The organism is Pseudorhizobium endolithicum, assembly GCF_902153245.2.
Classification (GTDB): domain Bacteria; phylum Pseudomonadota; class Alphaproteobacteria; order Rhizobiales; family Rhizobiaceae; genus Neorhizobium; species Neorhizobium endolithicum.
The window spans coordinates 50684-72216 of sequence record NZ_CABFWF030000013.1; the positions used below are offsets into that span (position 1 = coordinate 50684).

Sequence of the window (21533 nt, forward strand, 5' to 3'; positions counted from 1 at the left end):
AGTCATGCAGGAGGCATCATCGATGACGCAGGCCGCCCGTAATCCCATGCCCTGGCTGATCATCATCGCAGGCTCCCTGATTGCCGTGCTGACCTTCGGGCCGCGATCCGCGATGGGCTTTTTCCAACTGCCCATGCTCTCGGAGACCGGCTGGGACCGCTCCACCTTCGGACTGGCCATGGCGATCCAGAACCTGAGCTGGGGCCTCGGGCAGCCGATCTTTGGTGCACTCGCCGACAGATACGGCACCGGCCGCATGCTGGCGCTCTCCGGCGTGCTTTACTGCGCGGGCCTCTTGCTCATGTCCACCGGAGCTTCCGTGACCGCGCTTCATATTGGCGGCGGCGTGCTGGTCGGCCTCGGGGTCGCGGCAGGCTCGTTCGGCGTCATTCTCTCCGCCTTCGCCCGCAACGTGACGCCGCAGCGGCGCTCGTTCGCCTTCGGTATCGGGACGGCGGCCGGATCGGCCGGGATGTTCCTGTTCGCACCCCTGAGCCAAGGGCTGATCTCCGCCTATGGCTGGTCGGACAGCCTGGTGATCATGGCGGCCCTGATGCTGATCGTGCCCCTGCTCGCCTATCCGCTGCGCGGCAACGCCTCCTCCGGATCGCAATCCCAGGCGGAGTTCAAGCAGACCGTCGGCGAAGCGCTGCGGGAGGCCTTCGGGCACCAGAGCTACCTGCTGCTCGTCAGCGGCTTCTTCGTCTGCGGCTTCCAGGTCGCCTTCATCACCGCGCATTTCCCGGCCTATCTCGGGGATATCGGCATCGAGGCCAGCTATGCAGTGATCGCAATGGCGCTGATCGGCTTCTTCAACATCATCGGATCGCTGGCCGCCGGCGTCATCGGGCAGCGATACTCCAAGCCCTATTTCCTCGCCTATATCTACATCGCCCGATCCGTCGCGGTGACCGCCTTCCTGCTCCTGCCGCAATCGCCCTCCTCCGTCATCGTCTTCGCGATCGTCATGGGCCTGCTGTGGCTCTCCACCGTGCCGCCCACCAACGCGCTTGTGGCGATCATGTTCGGCACCCGCCATCTCGGCCTGCTGGGCGGTATCGTCTTCCTGTCGCACCAGGTCGGCTCGTTCCTGGGCGTCTGGATGGGCGGCTTCCTGTACGACCGTTTCGGGTCCTATGATCCGGTCTGGTGGCTGGGGGTTGCTCTGGGCATCTTCGCCGCCATCGTCCATTGGCCGATCCGGGAGAAGCCCGTCGAGCGCCCGCTGGCGGTGGCCCAGCCAGCCTGATCAGCCGGCCTTCCGCTCTTCCTGGAGCGCCAGAGCCTTCAGCGCCGCCTGGACAAAGCCGTCCCGGGCGGCGTTCTCCGTGATGCCGCGCGGCTCGTAGACATGGCGATGGAGGAAGAAGCCGGTGAGCCGGAAGGCGGCCGACAGCCCGACCGGATCGGCGCCGGCGTTGGAACCCTCCCGGAGAAAGGCCGGCAGCGCCAGGAGCCGGTCCGCATAGGGCTCGCCGGCCGCGCCGCATACCGCCCGCCCCGATTTCGGCGAGACATATTTCAGGTCCTCCTGCGCGCCGGTGGCGGCGCATTCGCTCAGGTCCAGCCCGTAGCCAAGGTCGTTCAAGATCGCGAGTTCGAAGCGGATGAAGAGTTCTCCCGCATCGGCCGGATCGTCCATCGTCTCAAGGATGACGTCGAGCGCCTCGTAGAGATGCGGATGCGGGTCACGCTCCGGCAGAAGGCGTAGAAGCGCACCCATGGCCTGGACGCCGTAGACGGAGGTTGCCTGTTCCATCAGACGCGCGGCCCGCAGACGAAGCGGCTCCAGCTTGAACTCGCCGAGATGCTCGTCGAGCCGCGCGCGCCAGACCACGTCCACCCGGTTCCCCGGCTGGAGCACGGGCTGCATGCTGCGCGAGCGGCCGGACCGGACGAGGCCCAGATGCCGGCCGCGCGAGCGCGTCATCACCTCGGCTATGACACTCGTCTCACCGTGGCGCTTCACGCCGATTATGATTGCTTCGTCTTGCCACTGCATCGGCACTTCAACAGTTTCGCGATCCGATTCAACAGTAGCGGACAAGCCGCTGAAGCTGAATCACTTTTTCCTGCCCTTTAATCCTGCGGGCCTTGGAACAAATTGCCCCTCTTCGGAATTGCCCCGGCGAATTCCGACCTCAGGAGCATCCATGAGATACCTTCCGCTCGTCTTCCTGCTCGCCGCCTCTCCCGCCATGGCCCAGTCACCGGAACTGGAGAAGGCCTGCGTCACCGTCGCGCAGAACTTCCTGCTGGTGCCCGTCATCAAGACAGGTGTGGTGCAGTCCTTCCCCGAACTGGACCCGCCGGGTGCACGACTGACCTATTCGACGCGCGAGGATGCCAAGGCGAGCGATTTCACCAACGAGATCGAGTGCGAATTCAGCAGCGCGACGCCGCCCTTCACCCTTACCCGCTTCTGCATCTCCGATACCTGCTACTCCGAAAACGAGCAGGAGCCGGAAAACCGCCGCCGGTATCTCGAGGTCAAGGCGCTGATGGATCGGCAGAAGTAGCAGCCGATCAGCCCTTCGGGAATTCCAGCCCCATCTCGCGGAAGCGGGCCGGATCGTCGCCCCAGTTCTCGCGCACCTTCACGAACAGGAAGAGGTGCACGGGCTGCTCGAGGATTTCCGACAGTTCCTTGCGCGCCGCCGTCGAGATAGCCTTGATCGCCTCTCCGCCCTTGCCGAGCGCGATCTTCTTCTGGCTTTCGCGCTCGACGTAGATCACCTGCTCGATGCGTACGGAGCCGTCCTTGCGCTCCTCCCACTTCTCCGTTTCGACGTGCGATGCGTAAGGAAGCTCCTGATGCAGGCGCAGGAAGAGCTTCTCGCGCGTGATCTCGGCCGCAAGCTGGCGCATGGGAAGGTCCGAGATCTGGTCCTCCGGATAGTACCAAGGCCCCTCCGGCAGGCGCTCGCCAAGGAAATCCATCAGGTCTTCGCAGCCCGACCCTGTCGTTGCGGAGATCATGAAGGTCCGCTCGAACTCGATCGCCTCGTTGGCGGCCGAGGTAAGCTTCAGCAGGTCTTCCGGCTTCACGCGGTCGATCTTGTTCAAGACGAGGATCTTCGGCTGCCTGACCTCCTTGAGGCCTTCCAGGATCGCTTCGGCATCGCCGCGCAGGCCGCGCTCGCTGTCGATCAGCAGCATGATCAGGTCGGCATCCTTGGCGCCGCCCCATGCGGACGTCACCATGGCGCGGTCCAGCCGCCGGCGCGGCTTGAAGATACCGGGTGTGTCCATGAACACGATCTGGGCATTGCCGTGGATCGCAATGCCCCGGACGATGGCGCGCGTCGTCTGGACCTTGTGGCTGACGATTGAGACCTTGGCGCCCACAAGCCGGTTCAGAAGCGTCGACTTGCCGGCATTGGTCGGTCCTATCAGCGCCACGAAGCCGGAGCGCGTCGCGGCTCCCTCTGTCCCGGCACCGGTCATGTTCTCGTTATCTGTCATGGTTCCAATCAACCTTCGGCAGGGGCCTTCGGCCATATGCCTTCGCGTTCCAGCATTTTGGTGGCGGCCACCTGTTCCGCAGCCCGTTTCGAACGGTCGCTGCCCGTTTCCGGCGGCACGCCCTTCACCTCCACCGTGACGGTGAAGCGGGGATCATGATCCGGTCCGCTCCGATCGTCGATCCGGTAGGACGGAGTGAGGCCGAATTTCGCATGGGCCCATTCCTGCAGCTCTGTCTTGGCGTCGCGGCGAGCACCATCGGCGCGGGTCGCGCGGTCCCGCCAGTTGCGGAGGATGAACCTGCGGGCAGGCTCCAGTCCACCGTCGAGATAGAGCGCCGCGATCAGGCTCTCCACCACGTCCGCCCGTACGTTCAGCATCCGCTTGCCCGTCAACTTCTTTACGTCCGAACCTGTCCGGATATAGCGGTGGAGCTCCAGTTCGTCGGCAACCTGGGCACAGCTTTCCGCGCTCACCAACTGGTTCAACCGGACGGAGAGCTCCCCTTCGGTGGCAGTCCGGAAGGTCTGGAACAGCAGTTCCGCGACACAGAGGCCGAGAACGCGGTCTCCGAGAAATTCCAGCCGCTCGTAGTTAGGCCCTTTGGCCAATCCGGCACTCGCGTGGGTCAGAGCGCGATCGAGCCACTGCTGGTCGGCAAACCGGTGTCCGGTCAGTTCCTCAAGCTTCGACCTGTCGTCAGCCGAGAGCGCCTTCGCCTTCATTCACTCGACACCCTTGAACAGGCGGTCCCAACGCATGTTCGCCGGCCACTTCCAGAACTCGCGGAAGGACGTGTCGTTGCCAACGGAGAAGAAGATGATGGAGGCGCGGCCGATCAGGTTCTCGGCGGGCACGAAGCCCACGTCAAAACGGCTGTCCAAGGAGTTGTCGCGGTTGTCGCCCATGAAGAAGTAGTGGCCTTCAGGCACGATGAATTCGCGGGTGTTGTCGCCGCGAGAATTCGGCACCTGGTCCAGCGTATCGAAGCTCACGCCGTTGTCCAGGGTCTCCCGATAGACGGGCACGTCGGCCCCTGGGTCAAGGCACTAGTCGGAGGTGAAAGCGCCGTTCGGCTGCCGCGGCACCGACTCCCCATTGATGGAAAGGACGCCGTCGGTGACCTGGATCCGGTCGCCCGGCAGGCCGATGACGCGCTTGATATAGTCGACATCGGTATCGGTCGGCAGGCGGAAGACGATCACATCGCCGCGTTCCGGCTCGCTGCCGAAGATGCGCCCGTCGAAAAGATCGGGCGAGAATGGCAGCGAATACTTCGAGTAGCCGTAGGCGAACTTGTTGACGAAGATGTAGTCGCCGACGAGCAGCGTCGGCATCATCGAACCCGACGGGATGGTGAAGGGCTGGAAGAAGACGGTGCGGATCACCATCGCCAGCAGCAGCGCCTGGATGATGACCTTGATGTTTTCCCAGAGGGCGCTCTCGTGCTTCTTGTCGGCTCTGTCGGACACTGGCGGTCTTTCTCTTCAGTCAGGCTTATTTGCGGTGTGCGGCATCTCTAGACCCTTCGCCGGACGTCGGCAATGGCTCAATCCGCCACGGGCCTGGCTTCGATCACCACGAAGGCCTGGGCATAGGGGTATTCATCGGTAATCGTAACGTGGATCAGGGGCTCATGGCCGGCGGGCATCAGGGATGCGAGCATCAGCCCTGCCCCGCCCGTCAGAGCCATGGTCGGCTTTCCGCTCGGGAGGTTGACGACACCCATGTCCTTCCAGAACACACCCTGAGCCAGGCCCGTCCCGAGCGCCTTGGAACACGCCTCCTTCGCCGCGAACCGCTTCGCATAGGACGCCGCGCGGTTGCGCCGGCGATCGGACTTGGCTCTCTCGATTTCGGTGAAGCAGCGCCGGGTGAAGCGCTCGCCGAAGCGTTCCAGCGATTTCTCGATGCGACGGATGTCGATCAGGTCGCTTCCCATTCCGATGATCATGGCCCCTCCTCTCCGGGAGGGTCCCGGCGTCTTCGGATGCTTCAGGCCTCTGAATTGAGCATTTGCAGGCGCCGCGTCAAGCACCCACCTCAGGAGAAACCCTTTCGGGCGTCACCCAATGACACCGGCCCGAGGTCAGGACGTATCAGAAACCGTTGCGGAACATGCCGCGGTCGATCTGCCGCTGGCGATATTCGAGGTCGACGCGATCGACAGCGCCGTTGAGATAGGCGAGCTCACGCTCTTCGATACTCTGGCCGCGCAGCGCGCGGGCAATCTTCTTGACCGGACCAAACATTGTATTTTCTCTGCTTCGCTTATTGCACTGCAGCAATATAAGCGCGGCGGGCCCCTTTTACCAACGCAGGCCGAGCGGTGCTGCCTTGCTGTGGAAGCATGGCAAGCCGCCCCTCCTGCCTGGAAACAAGGCAGGTCAGTCGTAAACCCGCTTCACGCTGGAGATGCACTCCAGGTCCTTCAGCTGGGTCAGCAGCTGGTTGAGCTGACGCAGGTCCCAGACCTCCACCTCGAGCGAGATGTCGGAGAAGTCGGTGGCGAGCCGGCCCATGTCCAGGTTGCGGATGTTGATGTCGAGGCCGGCAATGGTCTGGGCGACGGTCGCCAGTGTCCCCGGCTCGTTCAGCGCGCTCATCATGATCCGGGCCATGAAGCGGGACTTGTTCTCGTCGTCGAGGTCCCAGCGCACATCGATCCAGCGCTCCGGCTGATCGTCGAAACGCTGAAGGGCCGGCGCCTGGATCGGGTATATGGTGATCCCGTTTCCATCTTCGCCCATGATCCCGACGATCCGGTCGCCGGGAACGGCACCGCTCGGCGCGAAGCGGACCTCCATGCTGCTGGACAGGCCGCGAATGGGCAAGGGCGACGGCGCATGATGCCCGGCGGACGCGTCCTCCCGCACCTCCGCCGAACGGCCGGGAACGCGGAACATCATCCCCGATACGCTGCGGACGTTGAACCATCCCTCGTCTGCCGCAGGCTTCACCGTCACCCGCTCGTCCTTGTAGTCCGGATAGACGGCCCGCATCACATCCAGCGACGACAGTTCCCCACGGCCGACCGCGGCGATCGCATCCTCCACGTCCTTCTGGCCGAGCCGATGCAGCGCCGGCTTCAGGCTCTCCCGCGAGAAGACCTTGCCGGCCCGCTCGAATGTCCGCTCGAGAATCCGGTAGCCGAGGCCGGCATACTGTTTGCGGATCGCCATGCGGGTCGCACGGCGGATGGCGGCCCGCGCCTTGCCGGTCACGACAATCTCCTCCCAGGCGGCCGGGGGCACCTGGACGCCGGAACGGATGATCTCCACCTCGTCGCCGTTGTTCAGGCGCGTCACCAGCGGCATGATGCGGCCGTTGATCTTGGCGCCGACCGTGGTGTCGCCGATGTTGGTGTGCACGGCGTAGGCAAAATCGATCGGCGTCGCGCCGCGCGGAAGCGCGATCAGCTTTCCCTTCGGAGTGAAGCAGAAGACCTGGTCCTGGAAGAGCTCCAGCTTGGTATGCTCGAGGAATTCCTCCGGGTTATCGCCTTCGGACAGGGCTTCGATCGTATGCCTCAGCCATGAATAGGCATTGGATTCCTTCGACAGGAGCTCGCCACCCTCACTCCCCTCGCCGTCCTTGTAGAGCGCATGGGCGGCAATGCCGTATTCGGCGATCTCGTGCATCCGCCTGGTACGGATCTGCAGCTCGATGCGCTGCCGGGACGGGCCGACGATCGTGGTATGGATGGAGCGGTAGTCGTTCTGCTTCGGCGTGGAGATGTAATCCTTGAAGCGGCCGGGGACGACACGCCAGCGCGTGTGGACGATGCCGAGCGCCCGGTAGCAGGCGGGGATGTCGCCGACGATGATGCGGAAGCCGTAGACATCCGACAGTTGCTCGAAGGACAGCGACTTCGACTGCATCTTCCGGAAGACGGAATAGGGCTTCTTCTGCCGCCCCTTGACGACGGCATCGACCAGCCCGTTGGCGACCAGAAGATCGCGGAGCTCGTCTTCGATCTTGGTGATCAGGCCCTCGTTGCGCGCCGAAAGCTCCGCCAGCCGGTTGGTGACGGTTTCGTAGGCTTCCGGGTTGAGGTAGCGAAAGGACAAGTCCTCCAGCTCATCTCGCATGTCTTGCATGCCCATGCGGCCGGCGAGCGGCGCATAGATGTCCATGGTCTCCTCGGAGATGCGCGCCCGCTTCTCCGGGTTCATGTGCTCCAGCGTCCGCATGTTGTGGAGGCGGTCGGCCAGCTTGACGAGCAGGACGCGGACATCGTCGGAAATCGCCAGCAGCAGCTTGCGCAGGTTCTCGGCCTGCTTCGCCTTCTTTGTGACGAGATCGAGCCGCTTCAGCTTCGTCAGTCCCTCGACGAGGCGCCCGATGTCCTCGCCGAACACCTCGTCGATCTCCGCGCGGGTGGCGGTCGTGTCCTCGATCGTGTCATGAAGGAGAGCGACGGCGATCGTCGACTCGTCGAGATGCATGTCGGTGAGGATCGCCGCGACTTCCAGGGGATGCGAGATATAGGGATCGCCGCTGGCGCGCTTCTGCTGCCCATGCTTCTGCATCGCATAGACATAGGCCTTGTTGAGCAGAGCTTCGTTGGCGTCGGGCTTGTATTTCTGGACCCGCTCCACAAGCTCGTATTGCCGCATCATCCCCGGAGTTTTCCTCGGCTCGAACAAACGAAAAAAGGCGCGCCGGCTTTGGACCGGCGCAGCCATCATAATGCAGATGATCTCTTAGAGGCCAGACGATGAAGGATTAGTAATCGTCGCTCTTTTCCGGCGGAACCAGGCCTTCGATGCCGGCCAGCAGTTCCTCTTCCGACATCTGATCGAAGGTGACGGTTTCCGGTAGGTCTTCCTCTTCCTCGCCGCGATCGGCACTCGTCACGGCACCGGCATTGGCGGCCAGCAGCGACGACGGATCGGGCTCCGGCTCGTCCACTTCCACATGCTTCTGGAGCGAGTGGATCAGATCTTCCTTCAGGTCGTCGGGAGACAGCGTCTCATCGGCGATCTCGCGCAGGGCCACCACCGGGTTCTTGTCGTTGTCACGGTCAACGGTGATCGACGCACCCTGGGAAATCTGCCGGGCGCGATGGCTGGCCAGAAGCACGAGCTCGAACCGGTTGTCGACTTTATCAATGCAATCTTCTACGGTGACGCGGGCCATTGCCTGTCCTTTGCGGTCGTTATTTCCGGGGATTTACACGCCCGATACAGGGAATGACGGGTGAATTCAAGTTTTTCATGTGCAGTACCGGCTGGACGCCATCCGCGCCCCGTTCAAACGACGCCAATTTCGCCTCAAAGTGCTTGGAGAAATCGAATCGTGCCATAAATGCACTTACATGAATGATCGGTAATTTACTGATCATTCTGGCACAGCAAGGTCAAGTTTGGCTGAGCCGATGTCGCTCCCTGCGCCGCAGGCAATAATAAATCGGGATGGAGAAAAAATGTTTGACCCCAGAGAGAAGATTGCACTCTTCATTGACGGTGCAAATCTCTACGCTGCTTCCAAGAGCCTCGGCTTCGACATCGATTATCGCAAGCTGCTCAAGGCATTCCAGAAGCGCGGCTACCTCCTGAGGGCCTACTACTATACTGCATTGATCGAGGACCAGGAATATTCCTCGATCCGCCCGCTGATCGATTGGCTCGACTACAACGGCTACAAGGTCATCACCAAGCCCGCCAAGGAGTTCACCGACTCCATGGGCCGCCGCAAGATCAAGGGCAACATGGACATCGAGCTCGCCATCGATGCGATGGAGCAGTCGGAAACGGCCGATCACCTGGTGCTCTTCTCGGGCGACGGCGACTTCACCACCCTGGTGGAGGCCCTGCAGCGCAAGGGGCGCAAGGTTTCGGTGGTGTCCACGATGGCCACCCAGCCGCCGATGATCGCCGACGACCTGCGCCGCCAGGCGGACCACTTCATCGACCTCGCCTCCCTCAAGGCCGAAATCGGCCGGGACCCGTCCGAAAGACCGCAACGCCCGGTCGAGCCGGTGGAGACGCAGGACGTTTGAGCCTGCGCAGTCCGACAGGCTCGTTGCGACGAAGCATCATTGCGTCGAACCTGCGCGGCTGAGGGAAGAAGACGCCTTTCGCGCCCGGAACACCGCCTCGGTGACGAGGCCGAGCGGGATGCCGATTGCCAGCGGAATGAAGAAATAGATCACCCGGAAGGCTACCAGCGAGCCGATGGATGCCTGGTCGCCCATGACATGGCGGACGGTTGCCTCCAGCACGCCAAGCCCGCCCGGCGCATGGGTGACGATGATGGCAATGTTCGCCAGCACGTAGGCCGTCGCCGCCTTGAGATAGCTGACATCGGACGCGGCCGCCATGACCTCGCGAAGTGCTGCGGCGACCAGAGCGAAATTCACGGTGCCGATCACCACCTGCGCCACGGCGAGGCGCAAGGTCGGCATCTGGAACGTCCAACTCCGGATACGCACGGGCGCCCGGGCGAATTTCGCCAGAGCCAGGTATCCCGCTACCGCGGCAAGACAGGCGGCGCCGATGGCCAGCACCGCCCCTTCGCTCACCCGAAGCACCTCGGCGGCGTCCGTCGGGTTGATGATCATGATGATGCCGGTCAAGACGGCAAGGCCGATACCGACGGTCACTCCCGAGAGGAGCACGATCTTCGCCACATCTTCCGTGTTCATCCCCCAATGGGCGTAGTAGCGGTAGCGCAACCCGCCGCTGCTCAAGCCGGCAAGGCCGACGCTCTGGCCGATGGAAAGGCTGATGAACGATGCCAGCGCGATCTTCGGATAGCCCAGATCGTTCCTGACATATCTCACGCCCGTCCAGTCGAAGCCGGTCAGGCACACATAGGACGCGGCGCAATAGGCCATGGCGGCGACGAGATTGGCCGTCGGGATCTCCGCCACCGACTGGACGATATCGGACCAGGTGTATTCGCTGAAGATGTTCCAGAGGAGATAGCTTGCGAGGCCGAGACCCAGCACGAGCGTGCCATAGGTCAGTATCGTTTTGCGCTTCATGTCGGGCTCACGTGAGAATGTCGCCGTCAACGGAAGGGCCGGACTTTTGTTCCTGCGGGGGAAGCCGGTTCGAAACGGCGCAGGATCGAGCCGAAGGATGGATCCTCGGGATTGTAGCCGATCGCGGTCTTCGAGAACCGGCCGCTGGTATGCTGCAACTCCTCCACCTCATCCAGGTGGAAGAGCCGCCAGCCGCGGCCGGTTCCGGCGATCTGCCAGCCGCTGAGAGCGAGACGGCCATGTCCGACGATGCCCAGGATATGCGGCTCGACCGTCCGCTCAACGCCGTGGTAGCGCAGAAACAGCACCACGCGCTCCGCGATCGCTTCTTCGATCAAACGCCTGAAAGTCTCCGTCCGGATGAGCGACATGCCGGGAAACGCCGGGATGGCCCTTTGGTTCGCCGGAAAATGAAGGAGTGGCAGGGAGGAAGAGGCCTCCAGCCTCAGTTATCCTTCAGCAGCCTGCTCTTCTGGCGGTTCCAGTCGCGTTCCTTCTCGGTCTCACGCTTGTCGTGCAGCTTCTTGCCCTTCGCCAATGCGAGTTCGAGCTTCGCCCTGCCCTTGTCGTTGAAGTAGATCTTCAGCGGCACGAGCGTCATGCCTTCGCGATTGATGCCCGAGCGCAGCCGGCCGATCTCGCGCTTGCTCAAGAGCAGCTTGCGGCGCCGGCGCGGTTCGTGGTTGAAGCGGTTCGCCTGCAGATATTCCGGCAGGTGGGAGTTGATCAGCCAGATCTCGTCGCCCTCGTCGGAGGCATAGGACTCGGCAATGTTCGCCTTGCCCTCACGAAGCGACTTCACCTCGGTTCCGGTGAGCACCAGACCCGCCTCATAGGTGTCGATGATCTCGTAGTTGAAGCGGGCCTTGCGGTTCTCCGCGACAATCTTGTTCACCGTCCTCTGGCTGCCTTTAGGGGCCATCTCTTCTCACCCGTGCCCTTCGCTATGGTCCTTGCTCCCCGCAGGCGGGCATCCGCCGGGGCTTTTCGTCATGTAATGCGGGCTGGAGCGAAAGGGAAGCGGCAGGGGTCAGTTGAGAAGGCCTGCGTGGCGGAGCGCCGCATCGATCGAGGCTTCCGTCGACGGCTCGAGCGACGACAGCAGCGGCGAGCGTACCGCCCGGCTCATGCCCCGCGTCCGCCAGAGCCCGTACTTGGCGCCACAAAGCCCCGGCTCCAGGAAGATCGCCTTGTGCAGCGGCATCAGGCGATCCTGATATTCCAGTGCCTTCGTATAATCGCCAGCCAGGGTCGCGGCCTGAAACTCGGCACAGAGCCGCGGCGCGACATTGGCCGTCACGGAGATGCACCCGACACCGCCATGCGCGTTGAAGCCCAAGGCGGTGGCATCCTCACCGGAAAGCTGGATGAAATCCTTGCCGCAGGTGATCCGCTGTTCGGAGACGCGCTCGAGCTTGCCGGTCGCGTCCTTGACGCCGGCGATGTTCTTGTGGGCCTTGGCGAGCGCACCCATGGTCTCCGGCGTCATGTCGATCACCGAGCGGCCGGGGATGTTGTAGATGAAGATCGGCAGCTTCACGGCCTCGGCCACGGCCGAGAAATGGGCAAACAGCCCCTTCTGGGTGGGCTTGTTGTAATAGGGTGTCACGACCAGCAGCGCATCTGCACCTGCCTTTTCGGCATGGGTTGCGAGTTCGATCGCCTCTCGCGTGTTGTTGGATCCCGCACCCGCGATCACCGGAACCCGCCTGGCGGCGACCTCGATGCAGAGTTCGACGACGCGCTTGTGCTCCGCGTGCGACAGCGTCGGGGATTCGCCCGTGGTGCCGACCGGAACCAGGCCGCTGCTGCCCTCGGCAATCTGCCACTCGACATGAGCCGCGAAGGCTTGCTCGTCGACGGCGCCATCATCCTTGAACGGCGTGACGAGTGCGGGCATCGATCCCTTGAACATGCAAAACTCCTGGCGGCCGGCAGTCCATGCTTCGGCCGCATTCCGTGACTAAGGTGGCGCACAATAGAGCGGTGGGAAAGCGACGACAAGCGGATGCTTACGCGATTTCCACTTGGGAGCGCGGCGTTTTTTCGCGCATTTTCATGATCCTGGTAAGCTTTCGTTAATCCGCGAAGCGGCTAATATAACCTGGGGAATTTGCTTTCTTGTCGCGAGTCGCCGCATGAAGAAGCCAGTCCTGTTGCTGACCGCCCTCGGCCTCGGCCTGTCGAGCACGCAAGGCATGGCTGGATCCTTGCCGGAAGGGACGGCCACTCCCCTTCCCTATGCCAAGCCCGAACCACCTGCCGCCGTATTCCCGATGGAGATCGACGGCAAGACGTCCTCCAAAAGCGGGCGGCTTGATCCGGCACCGGTTCTGAAAGCGGGGCTCGATGCCCTCTCCGACAATGATGCCAAGCGGGCGCTCCTCGTTCGCGACAGGCTGGCCGAAGGTTCCGTCGATCGGCAGGCGCTCACCTGGGCGCTCGCCATGTCAGGATTGCCCGGCGTTCCCGCACGGGAAATCGCAGCCGCCCGCGAGGAACTGAAGGACTGGCCCGGTCTCGACGACCTTGCGGTCCGCTACGAGCGGGCGCTCTTCCGGGAGAACCCGGACGCGAACACCGTGGTGAGGACCTTCACATCAGCGGCTCCGCAAACCCCGGAAGGTCGATACCTGCTGGCGCGCGCCCTGAAGGACATCGGCAAGCTGGACGACGCAGCCGCAGGCATTCGTGCCCTGTGGAGGTCCGAGGGTCTCGACAAGGCACTGGAAAACAGGATCCTGAAGGAGTTCGAGACGATCCTGACGGTCAAGGACCACAAGGCGCGCATGGACTATCTCATGTATCGCGGCCGCATCACCCAGGCCGCGCGCTTTGCACAGCTGGGCGAGGCGCGGTCGCTGTACAAGGCATGGGCCGCCAGGATCAACGGCGCCCGGAATGCCGACGCGCTGATGAAGGCCGTCGACCCGTCATGGAAGAACGACCCTGCCTTCCTCTTCCTCCAGATCGAGGAGCTCCGGCGCAAGGACAAATACCGCGAAGCCGCGGCGCTGCTGGCGAAGGCGCCACGTGAACCGGCCCTGCTGATCAACACCTCGGAATGGTGGGACGAGCAGCGCATCGTGGCGCGGGGGCTTGCGGACCTCGGAGATTACAAGGCCGCCTATGGCATTGTTGCCGCCCATTCGGCCACCGAGCCCACCGACATAGCCGACGCGGAGTTCCACGCGGGCTGGTATGCCCTGCGCAACCTCGACGATCCGGCCAAGGCACAGATGCACTTCCGGCGCATCCTGGCCGCCTCGATCCGGCCCATTTCCGCATCGCGGGCGTGGTACTGGCTGGGCCGGGCAGCGGATGCGGCAAACGCCCCGGAGGCCGCCGGGCATTACCAGAAGGCAGCGTCCCATTCCGGCACCTTCTACGGCCAGCTTGCCGCAGCGCGACTGGAAAGATCTTCACTTCGCGTGGCCCCTCCCGCACCGACCGATGAAGAGCGCCGGGCCTATAACCAACATCCCGCCGTGGCCGCCCTGGACCGCTTCGAGGCGGCCGGGCACGGGAGCCGGACCGTACCGCTTCTGCGCGCCCTGGCGGAGAAACTGGAGAGGCCAGGTGAGTTGGCCCTGCTTGCCGAACGAGCCGAACGGCGGAGGGACCACAATCTGGCCCTGCACATCGGCAAGGCCGCGTTTTCGCAGGGGCGTGACGTGGCCGCCCTGGCCTTCCCGATCGGCGCTATCCCCGCCGGCGCCGACATAGCCGGATCGGGCAAGGCGCTCGCCTATTCGATCGCGCGCCAGGAAAGCGCCTTCAACCCGGCGGCCGTCTCACCGGCGAATGCGCGAGGCCTGCTGCAACTGCTCCCCGGCACGGCAAGGGCGGTGGCCAAGCGCCACGGCCTCGCCTATGCTCCGGAAAGGCTGACCAGCGACCCCGGCTACAACGCAACACTCGGCGCCCACTATCTCGGCGAGCAGATCGATTCCTTCGGCGGCTCCTACATCCTGACCTTCATCGCCTATAACGCCGGGCCGCGGCGGGTGAGCGAATGGATCAAGCGCTACGGTGACCCCCGCGGCAAGCCGATCGAGGACGTGATCGACTGGATCGAGCGCATACCGTTTCCCGAGACGCGCAATTACGTGCAGCGGATTACGGAAAACTATCAGATCTACAAGGCGCGGCTCGGCCAGGAGACGGACATCGTCGCCGACCTCCGCCATGGTCGCAAGAAACCGGGCGGGGCATCTCAGCCGGCCGACGTGGATATCGCAGAGAACTGATCCCTCCGCTTCCGGAGCCGATCCCCGATCCCGATCCGCCAAATGGAAAGAGCCCGGCTTTCGCCAGGCTCTTCTTTTTCTCAGACGTCTTGTGACGATCAGAAGTCGCGCTGCAGACGAACCAGGCCCAGCCAGTCTTCCGACGAGTCGTCGTAAGCAACGGCCACCTTCGAGGTCAGGCCCTCGGTGATAGCATAGTTGACCGTGACGCCGGCAGTCCAGAAGTCTTCGCCGGTGAAGTCGCCCTCGAGATCCAGTTCCGTATCCCAGAAATACTGGAACTCCGGAATGACCTCGAACTTCTCGGTTGCCTTCCAAGCGTAGGCAGCGGCAACGGTCCACTGAGCAGAGCCGTAGTAGACGTTATAGCCGGACGAATAGACACCAGAAAGGTAGAAGGTGCCGGGGCCAACGTCTGCCGAGGCAATGGCACGAACTGCACCGTCTTCGTTGCCGAAGTCATAGGAGCCGAGCAGTTCGATAGCTGCCGGGCCGAACGCAGCCTGGACGACGGCTTCGAGGCCGAGGTTCTGGCCGCCACCGGTGAGAACGTCGCCATCGGCGTCGAAACCGACCAGTTCCTCGTCGGACAATTCGTCGAGCTGGATCCCGGCCGTGAAGGCATCGCTCGTATAGATGTAGGCGATCGAGGTCAGACGGTTCGAGCCGAGATCATCTAGCTCACCCGGAAGATCGTTGGCATCCCACCAATTCAGGTAAGTACCAGCCTTGAAGCCACCGAGCTGTAGATACACCTCGTCGAAGTAGAACTCCTGCTCATCGGATGAGCCGCTACTTGCGTCCCCATGAAGAGCGATGAAGCCGGTTAGCTCACCGAACTCGGTATCGCTTTTCGATGTAACTGCTAGACGACCCCGCGTGAAAGCGTCCCAGTCGTCATCGCCGACAATGTCTTCACCGAAGTTCACTTGGAATCGAACATATCCACCAACCTTGAGGCAGGTTTCCGTGCCGGGGATATAGAAGTAGCCAGCGCCGAATGCGTCGCAAACTCGAACATACTCCATGGATTCCGGTTCGGCGGCGATGATAGCATCGGCGGCTTGCGAGTTAGAAATCGCCAGCAATGAGGCAGCCGAACCGAGAAGGAGGCTCTTGATGTTCATTTTTGACTCCGGTCAAATGATTAGATGCAGTCGCCGCGCTTACCGCGAAAAACCAAAATGGTCGCACTTGGCGACCTACTCCTCGGATATCTCCGACCCGACCTCTATTGGTGTCGGTTATTGTTAAAAAAAGCCCCCCCGGAGTGACCGGGGGAGCTTCGTAGCATTATTAGAAGTTCCGCTGAAGACGGACGAAGCCGTTGACGAACTCGTCTTCGCCATCGAAGTCGTTGTAGTTTGCAGTGACCTTAACAGCCATGCCTTCAGTGAGGGCGTAGTCAACCGTCAGACCAGCGCGCCAGCCGTCGTCACCACCGAAGTCGCCGTCGACATCAACACCAGTGTTGGCGAAGTACTGCGCACCGGGAGTGATCGTCCAACGGTCAGTAGCCTTGAAGGCGTACGAACCAGCAATCGTCCACTCAGATGCACCGTAATAAACGTTGTAACCCGAGGACCAGACGCCAGCAAGCTGCAGGGTGCCCGGACCAACATCAGCCGAGACGAGCGCACGGACCGCACCTTCTTCATTGCCGAAGTCGTAGGAGCCGAGCAAATCAACCGAAGCAGCGCCGAGCGAAGCGGTTACGATTGCTTCGAGACCGAGGTTCTGACCACCACCAAGTACGAGGTCGCCATCAGCATCGATCACACCAGTGAACTCATCGTTCGTCAGCTCGTCGAGCTGGATACCGGCAGTGAAAGCATCGCCCGTGTAGATGTAGGCGATCGAGGTCAGGCGGTTGCCGCCGATAATGTCGGTTTCGCCGTTGATGCCCTTATCCCACCAGTTGAGGTAGGTACCAGCCTTGAAGCCGCCGAGCTGCAGGTAGACTTCATCGAAGTAGAAGTCTACTTCGTCAGTTCCACCGTTATCAGCATCACCGTGCAGAGCAATAAAGCCAGTCAGCTCGCCAAGCTCGGTGTCGGACTTGGAAACAACTTCCAGGCGACCACGCGTGAAGGCATTCCAGTTGTCGTCGCCATAGATGTCTTCGTCGGAAGCATTAACCTGGAAACGGACGTAACCGCCGATCTTGAGGCAGGTTTCGGTGCCCGGGATGTAGAAGAAGCCGGTGCCGAATGCGTCGCAAACGCGAACGTATTCCATCGGCTCGGGCTCGGCAGCGATGATAGCATCGGCAGCCTGTGCGCCGGATACTGCTGCAAGTGCAGCAGCGGAGCCGAGAAGAAGGCTCTTGATGTTCATTTTTGACCTCCAGTCAAAGTTTCGTATGGGTCTGGGTTCTTTTGCTGAAGGACAGCGTTCCCTGCCCCATCCCCGTCGATTACCAGAAGACGGACGATCCACCGCCTCGCTTCCGAGGGTGAAAATACAAGAGAGGGGAGGCCTTGCAATCGGGAACTTGAGCCATCCCGCCTTCCCGCGGCCGCTTACCGCGATCCTGTTGCCGAAAGGACACAAATGTGGCGGACGCCCTGCCGAAAGGTTTAGACTTCATTAAGAAACGGCATGCGGAGCAGCGACTTACACGGACATAAGAGCCATCCCTCCACGCGCCGGAGCGGCCGATTCCCGCCGAAATCACGCCATATTGCCGGCATTGCCCATCCTCGACCGGCCTATCCGCGCCTGGATAAGAGTGCCTGCCCCGCTTCCAGTGCGCCGAATCGAGTCGGGTCGTGAGGTGGCAGGTTCGATACTGAGCCTCCCCAGTTCAGGCCACCGAATCCTTTCCCGCAAAGCACGGCACATCACGCTTTTTGAGCGGGGTAGATGAATACCGGCGACATCTCCATTAAATGGATGAGGCAGCGCGGAGAGCACCATGAGCGATACGGACCTACAGAGACGCAAGCGGGGATCGGGCGCGCAGCATGTCTACGAGATCCTGCGGGAGGAGATCCTCGATCTCGTCCTGCCACCCGGAAGCCCGATCGACGAGAATCAGCTGTCCGCACGCCTGTCGATCTCCCGCACGCCGATTCGCGAGGCGCTCGTGCGGCTGGCCGGAGAAGGGCTGGTGACGCAGCTGCCGAACCGGTCCACGGTGGTGGCGACCATCGATTTCTTCAACCTGCACACCTTCTTCGACGCGCTGTCGCTGATGCATCGCGTCACGGCCCGCCTGGCCGCCGAGTTCCATGTCCCGGCGGACCTGGAGACAATCCGGGCAAGGCAGCGGGACTTCGCGGCGGCGGTCGAGCGCCAGGATGCGCTGGCCATGATTGCGACGAATCGCGAGTTTCACGCGGCGATCGCCGAAGCGGGGGGCAATCCTTACTTCACGGCACTGTTCTGCCGGCTGCTGGATGAGGGAAGACGGATCCTCAGGCTCTACTACTCGTCCTTCAACGATCGCCTGCCGCAACGGTATGTCGCCGAGCACGAGGAGATGATCGGCGCGATCGAAGCCCGTGATCGGGAGACCTGCGATCGGCTGGCCAGCGCGCATGCCGCGCAGATCGTGACACAGATCCAGAGCATGCTGGAGCGCGGCGTGAGCCGCGACATGTCACTGGGCAATCCAGGGTGAGGAAAGCCGTCCGCCCCAGCCAACCCCGGCCGCCAGAGTTATTGTCGACAAAGATTATACATGATGTAGTGTTGCCGATACGCGCCGGACCGCGCTTGTGCGACAGACCACACAATGGAGATCACCATGGCTTCCCAGATATTTTCAGGCTGCATCCCTGCCCTCATGACGCCGTGCCGGCAGGACAGGAGCCCGGATTTCGATGCACTTGTCAGCAAGGCCCGCGAACTTGTCGACGCAGGCATGTCGGCGGTCGTCTATTGCGGCTCGATGGGCGACTGGCCGCTGCTGACCGATGCGCAGCGCATGGAGGGCGTGGAGCGCCTGGTCGCCGACGGCATTCCCGTCATCGTCGGAACGGGCGCCGTGAATACGAAACAGGCGGTCGCCCATGCCGCCCATGCACGAAAGGTGGGCGCCGGGGGGCTGATGGTCATTCCACGGGTCCTGTCCCGCGGCTCCGTCATTTCGGCACAGAAGGCGCATTTCAAGGCCATTCTTTCCGCCGCCCCGGATCTTCCGGCCGTCATCTACAACAGTCCCTACTATGGCTTCGCCACGCGGGCGGACCTGTTCTTTGCGCTCCGCGCCGAGCACCCGAACCTCATTGGCTTCAAGGAATTCGGCGGTGCGGATGACCTGCGCTATGCGGCGGAGAACATCACCAGCCGCGACGACGAGGTGACCCTGATGATCGGCGTCGACACCACCGTCTTCCACGGCTTCGTCAACTGCGGCGCCGCAGGCGCCATCACCGGGATCGGCAACGTGCTGCCAAGGGAGGTGCTGCATCTGTGCCGGCTGTCGCAGGCCGCCGCAGGGGGCGATGCGGAGGCTCGCCGCCTGGCGCTCGAACTGGAGGCCGCGCTCGCCGTGCTCTCCTCCTTCGATGAAGGTCCCGATCTTGTCCTCTTCTTCAAGCACATGATGGTGCTCAAGGGGAATCCCGAATATGCGCTCAACTTCAATGAAACGGACGTCTTGACCGACAGCCAGCGCGGCTATGTGGAGAAGCAGCTTGCGCTGTTCGACGCCTGGTATGCAGACTGGAGCCGGTCGCTGCAGGCCCCGTACAAGGCCGCAGCCTGAGCAGTCAGCAGGCGCAACGCCACCCGAGACGATCTCGGACGCGGGCCGCTGCCGGAGAGGCGGCCTGCGCTGAAGCAAACTCGGGCATCATACGGGAACGATTCCTCGCTCCCCGCATGGTCCGGCGCCGCCCCCGCGTCGGGAACAAGTTCGCTACGGGCTAGTTGGAGAGGCTTTCCAAAAGGAGCGCCTCCATGAAGACACTTGCCATCACCGCAGCAATCGCCCTTGCCGCAACATCCGCCTGGGCCCAGTCGGCGGCCGAATCGTCGGGCGTCAACTCGCTTGCCGGCATCCCGCCCAAGACCCAGGATTTCGTGACCGAAGCTGCCTCCAGCGACATGTTCGAGATCGAATCCAGCAAGCTTGCGCTCGAACGGGGAGACGAGGCTGTGAAAAGCTTTGCCCAGCAGATGATCACGGATCATCAGAAGACGAGCGACGAACTCAAGCAGATGGTTCAGGGCGGAGCCGTCGAGGCCACCATCCCGACGGCGATGACCTCCGCCCATCAGGAAATGCTCGATGATCTGAAGGGTCTGCAGGGCGCGGAGTTCACGGAGGAGTACATGTCCGCCCAGGAAGATGCTCACGAGGACGCCGTCGATCTCTTCAAACGCTACGGCGAAGAGGGCGACAATGCGGAATTGAAGGCCTGGGCCGCCAAGACGGCGCCTGCCCTGGAACATCACCTGAAGATGGTCGAGGACATGAACGACGGCTAACGTGGCGCAGAGCGGGGCGCGGCGCCGGAAGGCGCCGCGGCCGCCCGATGCAGGGCAGACCACCCTTCCCCAATGCCCGCTTCATGTTGTCGGCCGTCCGGGATGGACTGACGACCTCTCTCGGAACCACGGGGATGAGCACGCGTTCTTCCGGCACGGCAAGAGAGGAAAGACCATGTCCAACGCGACCCAGAACACCGGCAACGAACCGTTCAACAGCGGCACGAGCGGCACGCGGTTCGGCCATTCCGTCGAAAGCCAGGCCCAGATCGCGGACGCGGAGGCGATCGCGTCCGCCACCCGGGAGGCGGAGAGGCTCAACATCTACCGCCTCGTGCCGATCGCGCCACCGAACGACGCCCGCTGGCAGGGTTTTACCCCTCGGGAGATGACAGTGGCTGCGCGAACGCCCGGAGATGCCCGGATCGTCGCCGCCGGCAGCGAACTGGATTACATGGAGGTGGAGGCCCTGCCGGGCGAGGATGTCACCACCCGCCATGCCAGCCTCTTCCGGGACGAGAAGGCCTACACGGTCATAGAGATTGACCGCGACCGCACGGGCCTCAGGAGAGGTGTCGTGACGGGCGAAGTCCGCGTGGACACCATCTCTCCCGTCCAGACCTGACCGCAGGATGGCGGATGCGCTGCTACGAGCGGCTCAAGATCTGGCTAGCTGAAAATTTGCTGGAATGGCGGAGGGAGGGAACTCTTCCCAATTTCGGCGCGGCCGATCGAGGTGTCCGCATCGCCTTCCGCACGGCGTCACCAGCGCTCCTGAGCGGTCCTGCCGCTCCCTTCGTGTTTGGGGAAGCCAAGGGTACCAAACGTCGGACCAACAATTCTCGCGGTCGGGCGGGCCGAACTTGGTTACGTTGGTGAAAGGCGTTGCGTCACCACGACCAATACTGCCATGTCCCCAAGCCGGCCGGCAGCCAGAAGCGCCTGGCGCCTGCAATGCTCCACCCTCACCCCCATCTGCCGGGGGTCATCCATTCAGACGATCATATTCCTTGGCCCCGGCCTCGGCGGGATGACGGCAGTGCCGAACTCTCCCAAAGAATAATAACAAGGAGACATACCATGGAAGCCGCCAAGACCCTTCACGAGATGACCTCACATGAGCGCCTCGACCTGATCGAGACAGTCGCAGATGCGCTCGAATACAAGGCAGAGGAAGCTCTCGATGCAGGCCGGCAGAAGGTCGCAGCAAACAACTTCAACCTCGCTGCCGCAATCCGCGGCCTGGCACTCCTGGACGCGAGGGACGATCTGGCCTCTGCCGAACTCCTCCTGCAGATCGGGATCAACTATTGCGTGGCGGCCGAGCCTGATCTCAGCAAGCACGCCTACCACTAGGGAACGGAGCCTTCTCCAGCCGCTTGAGACGA

At 62.7% G+C, this 21533-nt stretch carries 22 protein-coding genes and 1 pseudogene; 9 read left to right on the plus strand and 14 right to left on the minus strand.

Annotated elements, in window-relative coordinates; all coding sequences use genetic code 11:
• Positions 1-22: 22 nt before the first annotated feature.
• Positions 23-1249: an MFS transporter gene (locus tag RTCK_RS13390; protein ID WP_142521226.1), complete on the plus strand. Its 1227-nt coding sequence runs from the start codon at positions 23-25 to the stop codon at positions 1247-1249.
• Here the strand turns inward: RTCK_RS13390 and recO are convergent, their stop codons facing one another.
• Positions 1250-2002, minus strand: a complete 753-nt coding sequence (recO, locus tag RTCK_RS13395) for a DNA repair protein RecO (RefSeq protein WP_142521227.1) — start codon at positions 2000-2002, stop codon at positions 1250-1252. It abuts the gene before it with no gap.
• 151 nt (positions 2003-2153) lie between these two features.
• Between recO and RTCK_RS13400 the strand changes: the two genes are divergently transcribed.
• On the plus strand, positions 2154-2519 hold the full coding sequence (locus tag RTCK_RS13400; protein WP_142521228.1) for a hypothetical protein: 366 nt from the start codon (positions 2154-2156) through the stop codon (positions 2517-2519).
• A 7-nt stretch (positions 2520-2526) separates the two neighbouring features.
• On the opposite strand, the gene era is transcribed toward RTCK_RS13400, so the two are convergent.
• From era to rpoZ, 7 genes and pseudogenes are all read right to left on the minus strand, one after another.
• On the minus strand, positions 2527-3465 hold the full coding sequence (gene era, locus RTCK_RS13405; protein WP_142593164.1) for a GTPase Era: 939 nt from the start codon (positions 3463-3465) through the stop codon (positions 2527-2529).
• An 8-nt stretch (positions 3466-3473) separates the two neighbouring features.
• Complete coding sequence (gene rnc, locus RTCK_RS13410; protein ID WP_142593165.1) at positions 3474-4190, minus strand: ribonuclease III; 717 nt, start codon at positions 4188-4190, stop codon at positions 3474-3476.
• Positions 4191-4937: pseudogene (lepB, locus tag RTCK_RS13415) on the minus strand (signal peptidase I).
• Positions 4938-5014: 77 nt separating this feature from the next.
• Positions 5015-5419: a holo-ACP synthase gene (acpS, locus tag RTCK_RS13420; protein ID WP_142521232.1), complete on the minus strand. Its 405-nt coding sequence runs from the start codon at positions 5417-5419 to the stop codon at positions 5015-5017.
• Positions 5420-5564: 145 nt separating this feature from the next.
• A complete protein-coding gene (locus RTCK_RS13425) occupies positions 5565-5717 on the minus strand; it encodes a DUF3563 family protein (protein ID WP_142521233.1) in 153 nt (50 codons plus the stop codon).
• A gap of 135 nt (positions 5718-5852) precedes the next feature.
• The gene (locus tag RTCK_RS13430; RefSeq protein ID WP_142593166.1) at positions 5853-8087 is read right to left on the minus strand and encodes a RelA/SpoT family protein; all 2235 of its coding nucleotides are present in this window, start codon (positions 8085-8087) and stop codon (positions 5853-5855) included.
• Positions 8088-8193: 106 nt separating this feature from the next.
• A complete protein-coding gene (gene rpoZ, locus RTCK_RS13435) occupies positions 8194-8607 on the minus strand; it encodes a DNA-directed RNA polymerase subunit omega (RefSeq protein WP_142521235.1) in 414 nt (137 codons plus the stop codon).
• A 286-nt stretch (positions 8608-8893) separates the two neighbouring features.
• Here rpoZ and RTCK_RS13440 point away from each other — a divergent pair, with 286 nt between their 5' ends.
• Positions 8894-9469 (plus strand): LabA-like NYN domain-containing protein, encoded by a 576-nt coding sequence (locus tag RTCK_RS13440; protein ID WP_142521236.1) that lies wholly within the window; start codon positions 8894-8896, stop codon positions 9467-9469.
• Positions 9470-9505: 36 nt separating this feature from the next.
• Here RTCK_RS13440 and RTCK_RS13445 read toward each other — a convergent pair whose 3' ends face one another.
• The 4 genes from RTCK_RS13445 to dapA form a co-directional block, all read right to left on the minus strand.
• Entirely contained in the window at positions 9506-10456 is a 951-nt protein-coding gene (locus RTCK_RS13445) for a lysylphosphatidylglycerol synthase transmembrane domain-containing protein (RefSeq protein WP_142593167.1), read from the minus strand.
• Positions 10457-10482: 26 nt separating this feature from the next.
• A complete protein-coding gene (locus RTCK_RS13450; RefSeq protein ID WP_142593168.1) occupies positions 10483-10794 on the minus strand; it encodes a WYL domain-containing protein in 312 nt (103 codons plus the stop codon).
• Positions 10795-10901: 107 nt separating this feature from the next.
• Positions 10902-11378, minus strand: coding sequence for an SsrA-binding protein SmpB (gene smpB / locus RTCK_RS13455; RefSeq protein WP_142521239.1), 477 nt, complete (start codon positions 11376-11378; stop codon positions 10902-10904).
• 108 nt (positions 11379-11486) lie between these two features.
• The gene (dapA, locus tag RTCK_RS13460) at positions 11487-12371 is read right to left on the minus strand and encodes a 4-hydroxy-tetrahydrodipicolinate synthase (protein ID WP_142593169.1); all 885 of its coding nucleotides are present in this window, start codon (positions 12369-12371) and stop codon (positions 11487-11489) included.
• A gap of 223 nt (positions 12372-12594) precedes the next feature.
• On the opposite strand from dapA, the gene RTCK_RS13465 reads away from it, so the two are divergent.
• Entirely contained in the window at positions 12595-14706 is a 2112-nt protein-coding gene (locus RTCK_RS13465) for a lytic transglycosylase domain-containing protein (RefSeq protein WP_142593170.1), read from the plus strand.
• A gap of 98 nt (positions 14707-14804) precedes the next feature.
• Here the strand turns inward: RTCK_RS13465 and RTCK_RS13470 are convergent, their stop codons facing one another.
• Together RTCK_RS13470 and RTCK_RS13475 are read right to left on the minus strand one after the other, a co-directional pair.
• Entirely contained in the window at positions 14805-15833 is a 1029-nt protein-coding gene (locus RTCK_RS13470; RefSeq protein WP_142593171.1) for a porin, read from the minus strand.
• Between the two features lie 169 nt (positions 15834-16002).
• Positions 16003-17043, minus strand: a complete 1041-nt coding sequence (locus RTCK_RS13475; RefSeq protein ID WP_142593172.1) for a porin — start codon at positions 17041-17043, stop codon at positions 16003-16005.
• Positions 17044-17623: 580 nt separating this feature from the next.
• Between RTCK_RS13475 and RTCK_RS13480 the strand changes: the two genes are divergently transcribed.
• The 5 genes from RTCK_RS13480 to RTCK_RS13500 all read left to right on the plus strand — a co-directional run bounded on the left by RTCK_RS13480 (position 17624) and on the right by RTCK_RS13500 (position 21501).
• The gene (locus RTCK_RS13480; RefSeq protein ID WP_142593173.1) at positions 17624-18331 is read left to right on the plus strand and encodes a GntR family transcriptional regulator; all 708 of its coding nucleotides are present in this window, start codon (positions 17624-17626) and stop codon (positions 18329-18331) included.
• 126 nt (positions 18332-18457) lie between these two features.
• Positions 18458-19420 carry a dihydrodipicolinate synthase family protein gene (locus RTCK_RS13485; protein ID WP_142593174.1) on the plus strand — a complete coding sequence of 321 codons (963 nt, stop codon included), beginning with the start codon at positions 18458-18460 and terminating at the stop codon, positions 19418-19420.
• A 194-nt stretch (positions 19421-19614) separates the two neighbouring features.
• On the plus strand, positions 19615-20145 hold the full coding sequence (locus RTCK_RS13490; protein WP_142593175.1) for a DUF4142 domain-containing protein: 531 nt from the start codon (positions 19615-19617) through the stop codon (positions 20143-20145).
• 175 nt (positions 20146-20320) lie between these two features.
• A complete protein-coding gene (locus tag RTCK_RS13495; protein WP_142521252.1) occupies positions 20321-20770 on the plus strand; it encodes a hypothetical protein in 450 nt (149 codons plus the stop codon).
• Positions 20771-21225: 455 nt separating this feature from the next.
• Positions 21226-21501 (plus strand): hypothetical protein, encoded by a 276-nt coding sequence (locus tag RTCK_RS13500; protein WP_142593176.1) that lies wholly within the window; start codon positions 21226-21228, stop codon positions 21499-21501.
• The last annotated feature ends 32 nt before the right edge of the window (positions 21502-21533 follow it).